This window comes from Methylobacterium trifolii, assembly GCF_022179685.1.
Classification (GTDB): domain Bacteria; phylum Pseudomonadota; class Alphaproteobacteria; order Rhizobiales; family Beijerinckiaceae; genus Methylobacterium; species Methylobacterium trifolii.
Genome location: NZ_BPRB01000238.1, coordinates 1 through 8,917 on the forward strand (window position 1 = coordinate 1; position 8,917 = coordinate 8,917).

The 8,917-nt window shown below is 66.0% G+C and carries 15 protein-coding genes; 2 read left to right on the forward strand and 13 right to left on the reverse strand.

Going from position 1 to position 8,917, the window contains the following annotated elements:
• Positions 1–176 precede the first annotated feature (176 nt).
• On the forward strand, positions 177–860 hold the full coding sequence (locus COGEMETH_RS19395; protein WP_238184246.1) for a hypothetical protein: 684 nt from the start codon (positions 177–179) through the stop codon (positions 858–860).
• A 173-nt stretch (positions 861–1,033) separates the two neighbouring features.
• Here the strand turns inward: COGEMETH_RS19395 and COGEMETH_RS19400 are convergent, their stop codons facing one another.
• The 9 genes from COGEMETH_RS19400 to COGEMETH_RS19440 all read right to left on the reverse strand — a co-directional run bounded on the left by COGEMETH_RS19400 (position 1,034) and on the right by COGEMETH_RS19440 (position 4,766).
• Positions 1,034–1,579, reverse strand: coding sequence for a hypothetical protein (locus COGEMETH_RS19400; protein WP_238184247.1), 546 nt, complete (start codon positions 1,577–1,579; stop codon positions 1,034–1,036).
• Complete coding sequence (locus tag COGEMETH_RS19405) at positions 1,566–1,826, reverse strand: hypothetical protein (RefSeq protein ID WP_238184248.1); 261 nt, start codon at positions 1,824–1,826, stop codon at positions 1,566–1,568. Before COGEMETH_RS19405 ends, COGEMETH_RS19400 begins: the two co-directional genes overlap by 14 nt.
• A gap of 14 nt (positions 1,827–1,840) precedes the next feature.
• Positions 1,841–2,392 carry a hypothetical protein gene (locus COGEMETH_RS19410; RefSeq protein ID WP_238184249.1) on the reverse strand — a complete coding sequence of 184 codons (552 nt, stop codon included), beginning with the start codon at positions 2,390–2,392 and terminating at the stop codon, positions 1,841–1,843.
• Between the two features lie 3 nt (positions 2,393–2,395).
• Positions 2,396–2,833, reverse strand: coding sequence for a hypothetical protein (locus COGEMETH_RS19415; RefSeq protein ID WP_238184250.1), 438 nt, complete (start codon positions 2,831–2,833; stop codon positions 2,396–2,398).
• Positions 2,833–3,141, reverse strand: a complete 309-nt coding sequence (locus tag COGEMETH_RS19420; protein ID WP_238184251.1) for a hypothetical protein — start codon at positions 3,139–3,141, stop codon at positions 2,833–2,835. The genes COGEMETH_RS19415 and COGEMETH_RS19420 overlap by 1 nt, the downstream gene beginning before the upstream one ends.
• A gap of 3 nt (positions 3,142–3,144) precedes the next feature.
• Entirely contained in the window at positions 3,145–3,321 is a 177-nt protein-coding gene (locus COGEMETH_RS19425) for a hypothetical protein (protein ID WP_238184252.1), read from the reverse strand.
• A gap of 10 nt (positions 3,322–3,331) precedes the next feature.
• Positions 3,332–3,517 (reverse strand): hypothetical protein, encoded by a 186-nt coding sequence (locus COGEMETH_RS19430; protein ID WP_238184253.1) that lies wholly within the window; start codon positions 3,515–3,517, stop codon positions 3,332–3,334.
• A 22-nt stretch (positions 3,518–3,539) separates the two neighbouring features.
• Positions 3,540–3,809 (reverse strand): Acb2/Tad1 domain-containing protein, encoded by a 270-nt coding sequence (locus COGEMETH_RS19435; RefSeq protein ID WP_238184254.1) that lies wholly within the window; start codon positions 3,807–3,809, stop codon positions 3,540–3,542.
• 156 nt (positions 3,810–3,965) lie between these two features.
• A complete protein-coding gene (locus tag COGEMETH_RS19440; protein WP_238184255.1) occupies positions 3,966–4,766 on the reverse strand; it encodes a glycoside hydrolase family 19 protein in 801 nt (266 codons plus the stop codon).
• A gap of 88 nt (positions 4,767–4,854) precedes the next feature.
• On the opposite strand from COGEMETH_RS19440, the gene COGEMETH_RS19445 reads away from it, so the two are divergent.
• Complete coding sequence (locus COGEMETH_RS19445; RefSeq protein ID WP_238184256.1) at positions 4,855–5,070, forward strand: hypothetical protein; 216 nt, start codon at positions 4,855–4,857, stop codon at positions 5,068–5,070.
• A gap of 254 nt (positions 5,071–5,324) precedes the next feature.
• On the opposite strand, the gene COGEMETH_RS19450 is transcribed toward COGEMETH_RS19445, so the two are convergent.
• The 4 genes from COGEMETH_RS19450 to COGEMETH_RS19465 are packed head-to-tail and all read right to left on the reverse strand — an operon-like array spanning position 5,325 to position 8,746.
• Positions 5,325–7,097 carry a hypothetical protein gene (locus tag COGEMETH_RS19450; protein WP_238184257.1) on the reverse strand — a complete coding sequence of 591 codons (1,773 nt, stop codon included), beginning with the start codon at positions 7,095–7,097 and terminating at the stop codon, positions 5,325–5,327.
• Complete coding sequence (locus tag COGEMETH_RS19455) at positions 7,094–7,552, reverse strand: hypothetical protein (RefSeq protein WP_238184258.1); 459 nt, start codon at positions 7,550–7,552, stop codon at positions 7,094–7,096. The genes COGEMETH_RS19450 and COGEMETH_RS19455 overlap by 4 nt, the downstream gene beginning before the upstream one ends.
• Entirely contained in the window at positions 7,552–8,517 is a 966-nt protein-coding gene (locus COGEMETH_RS19460) for a hypothetical protein (protein WP_238184259.1), read from the reverse strand. The genes COGEMETH_RS19455 and COGEMETH_RS19460 overlap by 1 nt, the downstream gene beginning before the upstream one ends.
• A 25-nt stretch (positions 8,518–8,542) precedes the next feature.
• Complete coding sequence (locus tag COGEMETH_RS19465) at positions 8,543–8,746, reverse strand: hypothetical protein (RefSeq protein WP_238184260.1); 204 nt, start codon at positions 8,744–8,746, stop codon at positions 8,543–8,545.
• Between the last annotated feature and the right edge of the window lie 171 nt (positions 8,747–8,917).

Genomic DNA, 8,917 nt, shown 5'->3' on the forward strand with positions numbered 1-8,917 from the left:
AGGTGCTGACGTCGGACAGGCGCGAGGCCGGCGGGCTGGATGGGTTCGGCGGTGGCTAGCGCGTAGGCGACGCGGCCATTCTCGCGGTCAGGAATTTGGGCTAGGAGCACGAGGGGGGTCAGCGTCCTTTCCGACGAATTCGACGCAGATCCTTGACGGTGAAGTAGGTCACAAGGATGCCCAAGGCACCCAAGCCGGCGCAGAACGTCAGAAAGGCCCAAAGGGGAATCATGACGACCGATGGCCTGCTGTCCGTAACAAATTGGATCTACCTGCTCTCGCTGTTCGTGGCCGCAATGGCGAGCGTCGGACTCTGGCGGCTCTCAATCGCCTCTGGCGAAGAGAAGGACCGCCAGCTCGACCAATATAAGACTGAGGCAGCCGAGAGGATAGCCGGGGCGAACGCGAACGCCGAAGGTGCCAAGGCTGACGCTGCCCGCGCCAACGAACGGGCCGCTGTTTTAGAAAAAGAAGCAGAGCGTTTTAGGGCACGAAGCCTAGAATTAGAATTGCAAATACAAAAAATTGGCCCCCGAACTATGACAGAATTACAGTCAGCGGTGCTATCGCGGTCATTAAAATCGGAACAGCTCAAGCCTCTGATTAGGATCGATGTTTTTGATGATGGTGAAACTTTATCTTATGCCCAAACTATCGCAGACGTCATCACGGGCAGTGGTTTAGTCACAGCAGTTGGGAACAGAATTATGGCCGGAGGGCATTTCGGCATTCTAATTATGGATCGATCCGGGGCGCTTCAAAGAGCATTTCGAGCGGCTGGTATTGATTTTGTAGAGGCCGCCCTTGATCCTAACGCCAGCCTGACCGTGCTGAGCGTGGGCAGAAAGCCTCCTGGTTAATGCTGGTGGGCTGAAGGCGGGGCTGGAAAGGGCGACCGGCTGAACAGATTCGGCGGTGGGGGCGGGTCAGCCTGGAGGCGGGCCCTTCCGAAAGGTGATCGTCCCGACGATCAGGCCGACCAGCGCCGCCGCCAGGATGTAGACCCCGCAGAGGTTCTGGGGCTCGGGGTGGGTCACGGAACGGTCGTCTCGATCAGGGCCGGCTTCAGCTTCATGGCGACCCAGCGCAGATCGGGGGAGGCCGCCGTCAGCCCTACGATGAAGACCACGGCCAGCACCCAGGCCAGCCCGAGCCGGAACCGAGACCATCCCGAGACGCCATGGCCGAACAGGTTGGGCGTCGTGATCAGGATGAAGATGCCCGCGCCCATCAGCGAGACGGTGAAGGAATAGACGTCGTTGTTGACCACGAAGAGCTCGAAATTGCTCAGCCGCCAGAGGATCTGAAACAGCCCTCCGAAGGCGAGCCCGCCGAGGAGAAGGCACGTTCCGAGGGCGGCCAGGAGCGGCTCGTTCGGCCAGCGGTGGGCCTGATACGCCCGGACAGCAACCCCGACGTAGGCGGCAAGCCCCATGAAGGCCAGCGTCACCACGCCGGTGCGCACGCCCTCGGCCAGGGTCGAGACGGGCGCGGCGCGGGCGATCAGGTAGAAGGTGAGGACGTAGGCGATTGACAGCCACGTCAGCCGGTTCGTCAGGAAGCGCCTAAGCCCGGTCATCGCGGTCCTTGCCTCTGTCGATCTCGGCCAGCATGCCGCCGAGCATCGCCCGCACGCTGCTCTCGGCCGCCATCGCCCGGCCGGCCGTCAGGACGGCGCCCATGGAAATCCGGTTGTTGGCGTCCATCGCCTGCGCCTGGCGCTTCGTGAGTTCGGCCTCGGCCTGGAGGCTTTCCTCGCTCGGCCCGAGGCGCCGGTGCGGCCGCCTTCGTGGCGGCGGAACGCGGGACCAGAGAGCGTCGAGCATGGCCCTGATCCCCATCAGACGCCCCCATTGCCGGAACCCGCCCTCAGCGATACGCGCAAGAGCTCGCGGACTTGGGCGGCCAGTTCACCGATGCGGTCCTGGTAGACCTTCAGGTTCCGGTCGATCATCTCACTGTTGTTGCGGGCGATGAGCGCCACGCTCTCCAGCTTGCTCGCGAGTTCGTGCAAGGTCGCGGTGCGATCGGCCTGCGTCTGCGAGAAGGCGGCCATCGAGGCCGTCGAGTTGTTGAGCGCGGCGACCAGGTCCCGCAACTCGGCGACGCGCTTTTCATGGTGCGACTCGATCTGCCGCTGCCACTCCTCCCGGTCGTCGTCGTGCGTCTTCTGCGCCGCCTCGCGCGCCGCCTCGGACTTGTTGGTCCGGCTGTGCATCTCGCGCGCGAGAAGGACGATGGCGGCCAGGGCGAGGACAAGGAGCGCCCCGAGGATGCCGCCGTCGCTGACGAGCCGGGTCGCGGCCTCGCCCACGCCCGGGGGCAGGACGGGGCCCGCACCCGTCGGGATGCCGGTCGGCACTTCAATGGCTGCGGCTTGGATGAACTCCATCGCTCAGCGCCGCGCGAGCGCGGCCGCGCCGGTCCGGATCGCCTGGACCACCGGGGCCACGACGAAGAATGAGAGCAGGATTTTGCCCTGCCAGTCGTCGTAAGGAGCCGGCGGCTTCGGCACGCCCCAGGCGCCGACGACGTGTGCGCCCCATGGCGTCCAGAAGGGCAGGCTGTCGAAGTAGATGCCGGCCGCGTGCATCGCGGGCGGGACCGCGATCAGGTAGACGATCCACGGGTAGGCCGCCTGGGACGCGACCTTCAGCTTGTTGGCCTCGACCACGCCCTGAAGCGTCGCGAGATCGCGCTGGCGGTCCGCGTCGATGCCGGCGACCGCGATGTCCCGGCCCGAGGCGTCGCGCTGCTTGAAATACTCCAGGACGGGGGCGGCGATGCCCGACCCGAGGAGCTTGACGAGGAAGCCGCCGAGGAGCGCGAGCATCAGCCCGGCCCCCCGGTACTGATCTGCTGCTCGACCACCTGCGGCGGGGAGAACCACTGGCGCAGGACGATGTTGGCGACGTTGACCGCCACGACGTACAGCAGCGCCTTCTCCGGCGTGAGGATGCCGGCGAGGTTCACCGTCTGCAGGTAGCCGAGCACGGCCAGCACGGTCGAGGCGAGCCCGCTGACGATGTTGAGCGCCAGGAGCTTCCAGGACCGGCGCCGGACCGTCGTGGTGGTGACGACGGTGCCGGCCGGCGGCGGGTTGTGCGCCTCGACCGCGGAGACGACGACGGGATCGACCATCGCTCAGGCCCCCGCGCCGATGGCGAAGCCGATCACGCCCGAGAGCAGGCAGACGCTGATGGCGCCGACCGTAAACGTGCGTGGGTTGGCGGCTGCATAGGTCCACAGCCGGTGTAGGGCGCCTTTCGCGGCCTGCTGCGCGAGCGTCGTCGCGTGCGCGGCCATGCTGTCGAGGTCCATGGTTGTCTCCTCAGTGGTTGAAGCCGTTGGCGATGATGCCGAGGACGAACAGGATCACGGCGACCGCCGCGACGCCGAGGACGACCATCAGGGCGATGAAGCCGAGGCCACCCCAGGTGACTGCGGTGCCGGCGTCGGCCAGCGCGGGAGAGGCGACGCAGGCGAGCGCCAGCGCCGCGAGGATGATGCGGTTCATGGGGCGGACTCCGATCTAGGGATTAGCTGGCGGGCTTGTCGTCGTCGGGCAGGGCGACGCGCGACGGCTGAAACACCGCCCGGTTCAGCGCCATGAACGCCTGCTCGATGCCGGTGCGCCCGATGGCGAACCAACGGCCGTCGATGGTGCCGGCGGGCAGGGCCCCGAGCTTGTCGAACTGGCGCAGGACGCGCTCTTCCAGGGCCTTGTTCTCGTTGACGAGGGCGACCTTGTCCTCGGTCTGCGGCAGGTAGCCGGACACGGGCAGGCCGTGATGCTGCTTCGCGGTCATGATGGTCTCTTGGGCTTGAGGGACGCCGGATCACCCGCCGGTTCGGGAGCGGTCAGTGCGGATGCGCGCCCACCGCGATCATCGCCGCCACCGCGCAGGCCGCCATCAGCGCCAAGCCCGTGCCCACGGCGACCGTCCAGCAGGCGAGGCGGCAGATCACGACCGGGCTCCGAAGCGCTCGTCGACCCAGTCGCTGATGCGCTTGAGCAGGTTCGGCTTGGCGACCACGGCCGGCGGCGGGAGGACAGGGATCGGCGCGAGGGGCTTGGTCTCGACGGGCCCGACCGGGATCGGCTTGCCGACGGCGTCGGTGACGGCCGCGTTGCGCGGCATCCCGGCGACGACCAGCGCGTGCTCGAAATCGCCCGCGTAGCTCGCGATCTGCGCCGCCTTGTCGAGGATGTTCACGACCCGGCGGGCCTGGACGTAATCGCAGCGGTCGCCGTCGATGTAGTCCTCCAGTGCCTTGCCGGAGAAGTCGCCACGCCCCGAGATGCCCCGCAGCATGCCCTCGACGATCACTCGCGCCGAGGTGGCGGGCTCGAGCACCAGGTCTGGGAACGCGACGAGGTCGAGGCCGAGCACCTGCCCCATCCGGCGGTAGTTCGCCTCGAAGGTGAGCTGAACGTCACCCCGGCCATAAAAGCTCTGCCCGCGCGCGTTGGGCAGGGCGTAGTTCTGGCTGATCTTGCCCTTGGCGTAGAGGCCCGCCACCGCCGCACGCGCCGCCGCGTCGGTGGCCGCGAAGCCCTCGCGGACCGGCATCATCCGCCGGCCGGTCTCATGGTAGGAGGTCGCCAGGATGTAAGCGAGATGGCGCCGGTCGCCCGAGCCGTAGAGCGTGAAGGCGGCGATCAGGCGCTCAATGCCGTCGACCTGCGCCTGTGAGAGGCTTCCGCCGAACAGGTCGGCGCGCGCAGCCGCGAAGAACGCGGCCCTGTCCAGGGATGCGGCCATGGTGGTCTCCGGGTTTCGAAGGGAGTTAGTGGGTTTGACTTGTCGCTCGGCGGCACGTTTTGTGCATGAGCACAATCAGGAGGTGCCGATGCTCAGCAGATTTCTCTCTGCCGCTCGCCGAAAGACCGCCTCGGAGTACGCCGAGCAGGATCAAGACGATGCCGCCCGCTCTTTGGCGGGCCAGGGGATTGCATTCGCGCCGATGGTGCCGGTCCAGCCGCCAGAAGCCGTGAACGACGACTCCATGAAGGCGCTCTACGATGCAGTCGAGAAGGAGTTGCGGGCGGCCGGCTATTTGCGCTGACGGGGCAGGGCGAGATGATGCATCAGGACCAGACGAAGCGGTGGCACACCCCGGCCGAGCTGGCGCTCGCCTGCGGATGTTCGGTAGACGACATCGAAGCGCTGACCCGCCAGAACCACTGGCCGCGGGTGCATGGTGAGCACGGCCAGAAGATTGGCGTGGAGCCAGAGATCGTGCGTACCGCACTGAGTGGCCCGACGAGAGCCCATGGCCGCATATCGGCTGGCTAAGGCCGTTGAGATCCCGGCCGACTATCAGTGCGCCGTCCAACTCGTTCCGTCGCAGTAGACCGGCGTCCGGATTGTACCGCCGCCTGTGAGCGCCCCGCGGTAGGTCGGCGCCGTGGCATCAGAGACCGCGCGAATGGTGTCTTGGGTGCCGGCATTGCAGGTCGGCAGAGCGGCAACCGTTGTTGCAGTGAAGGCCACCGAGGGCGTCGAAACACCGGTGCTTGTGATTTTCACTGCTGCGGCGCCGCCGACGTAGAACGTGTGCGCCGCCCCGGCCGGCGCAACGTAGTCCAGCGCCGATGACGAGACGCCGAAGCCATACCCGCCATTCCACAGGTCGAGCTTGGTGATACCGCCGGCCGCGCCCGTCTGGCTCGGAGTGATCCTCAGGGACGACGTGGTCACGATTTGGCCGGTGCCCTTGCCCCCCATCGAGAGATTGACGTTCGTATCGCTGCCGGTGGCCGTCACGGACGGGCTGATTGTCGTCGTCGCTCCAGTCACCAGGACATAGTTCACCCCAGACGCAACTGGGCTGACCTTGAATGCCTCCGCTCCAGCGCCGTTCTGGAAGTCGAACGACCCTGCTGTTCCGCTCGTGCGAAAGATGAACGGGATCGTCGCGTCCGCGCCCGTAGCAGTCAGGATCGGCGGCGTTCCTACCGGCCCGGGCGTCAACGTCAGGCCATTCGCCAGATTGGTGTTGGTATTGACCGTGAACAGAGGGTTGCCAGCGCTGTTCGAAAATAGAAGGCCACTGTTCGTGAACCGCAGGTTCTGGGCGGCGGCGTCTGTCGTTACTGTTGATCCGAAGGTAGCCTGACCACCCGTCGAGGACATCCACTTCAACAGATGGCCAGGCGTCATCTGCAGGGCGGCGCCTGTGCCGGCGCCTGTGCAGTCAACGCCCTGGATCGAGTTGCAGCCGAAGTGGATGCCGGTGAGCCAAGGTGAGCCAACACTATTCCCGCCATTCACGCCGTTGTTGACGATGGCGTAGGCCGCGCTGCATGCGGCGCTATCGGCAAGATCACCGCGTCCGCACGAGCTCCAGTAACCGAACGTCGCGCCCTGGGCGACGCCATAAGGCGTGACAGGAACAACGCTCCCCTGATTGATCGTATTGCCTTCGAACAGATGAGTGAAGCCGGCGCCGGACTTGCGCCGGGCTTCGCCATAGAACCCGTAGCACGAGGACACCACGGTCGCATTGTCGTTCAGGCAAAACCCCGCGACGCCCTGCGTTCCCTGCGCTCCAGGCGTCGTCGTATTGTCGGAGGTACGGCTTGCGCCGAGCAACCCGATCCGGCCCTTAAGAGCGAGAACTGAACCCTGCGCGATCGAACTGCTGTAGGGAATCTCGGTCTCAAGCCAATCCTTGCCCGTATCAGGATTCGCCCCTCCCAGACGTAGGATGCCCGCCTTGCCAGATGGCGCCTCGCTGATGAGCGGACCAGGCGCGAAAAGGCGTGACAGCAATGCACCCGAGGTCGTCATCCCGTCGAACTGAGTTGGCGCCTCAAGCAACTTGGCGAGCGAGCCAGACGCCGCGCCTGAAGACGGCGTGACGCTCATGCCGGACACATCGCCGGAGGAGCCCGTACCTTTGATTTGAAGAGCGTCCGGCTGGGAGGTGTATTTGCCACCGGACCATAGCCCCAACGTCGGCCCACCCGGCAATACGATCTTGCTCGAATTATCGATCCGCGCTGGTGCCAGGATCTGATCTGCATGAAGCGGCAGGACGACAACGAGGAGTGCCGCGGTGGCAACGAGGAAGCGGAGAGAGCGGATCATGCGAAGGTCCAAAGGTTCGAGCCGTTGGAGTGGAAGGCGAGCTTTTGATAAGGCGACCCCATCGTGATGGAGGCCTGGCCTGCGATCGTATCGCTGCCGGCCGCAGCCACCGTGATCGGCAACGTGGGCGAGCAGAGACCCGTCTCGTCGGCTACGAAAAGGGTCTGGCCGGGCGGATAGGCGCTGGCGGCTGGAAGGGTGACTGTGCGTCCGACCGTCAGCGCGGAGATCCCGACGTACACGTCGGCCACCTGGGCACCGTAGTTCGCGTCGGCGACGGGCTTGCGCCCAGAGCGAGCCAGCAGAATGCCGCCAGGCGTCGTCCCGTTCATGATCCGGAGCGTGTCGCCATCGAAGATCGGCTCGCCGCTGGCCCCGGCATAGGCGTTCACGGTCGCTCGGTCTGGAAGGTCGGCGACCCCCTGCCGCATGAACTGTCGCTTCTGGCGGGCCATCAGCCGTTGCTCCAGTCGTTAGAGATGTCAGAGGCGCTGTCGAAGCTGAAGTCGAAAGCGGCGAGCGCGAGAGCCGCTGCGTACTGACGCGCGTCAGCAGCGTAGCCCTGCGCCTCGGCGGCCTTCGAGATCGATGTTCCAGCGGCGGATTGAGCCGTGCTATTCGCCGCCACAGCCTGCGCTGCTGCTGGAAGCGTTACATCTCTGGCAGACTCAGTGACCTGTCTCGCAGTGACTGCAATCCCAGCCTGCGTAGTGGCCGTCCCGGCCGCCCCTGTAGCAGCGGTTGCTGCGCCCGAGGTCGTAGCGCGATCCTGGCCCGTCTGGATTCGGTCGGCGGACGTGGCCGCACGATCCGATCCCGTTTGCGTCCGGTCGGCGGACGTGGCAGCCGCGGCACCTGCCGCCGTCCCAGCTGCGCTGGTGGCGAGGGCCGCCTTGTCATTAGAAAGACTGGCTGCGCTTTGGGCTTGCACCGCCGCTGCCTGCGCATCTGCAGTGGACTGCGCGGGAGTCGTCTTAACCTGCTGTCCGGCCGACCAATCGGCCTCCGAGTTCGAATTGGCGAGCTTCACGTAGAGGGTGAAGGGTGCCGGATCGACCGAGAGGAAAACGAATCCCGCCGGCTGATTGTTGAGGCTGGCGCGCTGCGTGAATGGGCCAGCGGCATCGAACTTCAACGGCAGAGCCGCGTCCAGCTTCCCGATCAGGTCGGTCAACTGTTCATTGGTCGTGACGGTGGTCGACCAGTAGGGGCCGCTGCGTTGTGTCGCGAAGTCCGTCCGCCCCGCAAGCGTTGCCCCCGGCCAGGGCTGGGTCAGGGTGAGCCGGCTCGGCGTCGAGTAGGAGATCGGCACCGTGAGACCGGCAAGGATGAACAGGTCACCCCTGCGCTCGATGAAGGACGTGCCGACACCGACGACATCCGTCGAGCCGGCCGTCACGGAGACGGTAGGATCAGCCATGCAGGTATCCTGACGGTAAAGAGGCTCAGCCGGGCTTCTTGGGGAAGCGGGCCTTCACAGCCTCGCAGTTCTCGACCCAGGCCATGGCCTCCGGCGGGATCGGCTTGCCATCGGCGATGGCCCGGAAAGCCTTGGCGATGACGTCCAGCGCGTCCCCGTGAGACGGATAAGCGTTCGCACGATGCTCGCGGTGATTGGTAGCGTGCCGCAGGATGCGGGGCTCACGCATCGGTGGTCACCGTGAACACGCCCGGCAGGTGCGGAACCGAAAGCACCCGCACCGTCCAGATGGCGGCATGATCGAAGGCCAGGGTGAGTGCCGGCTCGGACCAAGAATAGACCGTGGGCACGGCCGGCAGCCCCGGCTCGGCCGGCAGGTTGTCGATCTCGATCCGGCAGG

Excerpts from the sequence above, each read along its gene's own strand:
- COGEMETH_RS19450 (WP_238184257.1), bottom strand. The coding sequence starts at position 7,097 with ATGATCCGCTCTCTCCGCTTCCTCGTTGCCACCGCGGCACTCCTCGTT.
- COGEMETH_RS19425 (WP_238184252.1), bottom strand. The coding sequence starts at position 3,321 with ATGGACCTCGACAGCATGGCCGCGCACGCGACGACGCTCGCGCAGCAG.
- COGEMETH_RS19405 (WP_238184248.1), bottom strand. The coding sequence starts at position 1,826 with ATGCTCGACGCTCTCTGGTCCCGCGTTCCGCCGCCACGAAGGCGGCCG.
- COGEMETH_RS19430 (WP_238184253.1), bottom strand. The coding sequence starts at position 3,517 with ATGAACCGCATCATCCTCGCGGCGCTGGCGCTCGCCTGCGTCGCCTCT.
- COGEMETH_RS19410 (WP_238184249.1), bottom strand. The coding sequence starts at position 2,392 with ATGGAGTTCATCCAAGCCGCAGCCATTGAAGTGCCGACCGGCATCCCG.
- COGEMETH_RS19455 (WP_238184258.1), bottom strand. The coding sequence starts at position 7,552 with ATGGCCCGCCAGAAGCGACAGTTCATGCGGCAGGGGGTCGCCGACCTT.
- COGEMETH_RS19400 (WP_238184247.1), bottom strand. The coding sequence starts at position 1,579 with ATGACCGGGCTTAGGCGCTTCCTGACGAACCGGCTGACGTGGCTGTCA.
- COGEMETH_RS19445 (WP_238184256.1), top strand. The coding sequence starts at position 4,855 with ATGCTCAGCAGATTTCTCTCTGCCGCTCGCCGAAAGACCGCCTCGGAG.
- COGEMETH_RS19460 (WP_238184259.1), bottom strand. The coding sequence starts at position 8,517 with ATGGCTGATCCTACCGTCTCCGTGACGGCCGGCTCGACGGATGTCGTC.
- COGEMETH_RS19465 (WP_238184260.1), bottom strand. The coding sequence starts at position 8,746 with ATGCGTGAGCCCCGCATCCTGCGGCACGCTACCAATCACCGCGAGCAT.
- COGEMETH_RS19395 (WP_238184246.1), top strand. The coding sequence starts at position 177 with ATGCCCAAGGCACCCAAGCCGGCGCAGAACGTCAGAAAGGCCCAAAGG.
- COGEMETH_RS19440 (WP_238184255.1), bottom strand. The coding sequence starts at position 4,766 with ATGGCCGCATCCCTGGACAGGGCCGCGTTCTTCGCGGCTGCGCGCGCC.
- COGEMETH_RS19435 (WP_238184254.1), bottom strand. The coding sequence starts at position 3,809 with ATGACCGCGAAGCAGCATCACGGCCTGCCCGTGTCCGGCTACCTGCCG.
- COGEMETH_RS19420 (WP_238184251.1), bottom strand. The coding sequence starts at position 3,141 with ATGGTCGATCCCGTCGTCGTCTCCGCGGTCGAGGCGCACAACCCGCCG.
- COGEMETH_RS19415 (WP_238184250.1), bottom strand. The coding sequence starts at position 2,833 with ATGCTCGCGCTCCTCGGCGGCTTCCTCGTCAAGCTCCTCGGGTCGGGC.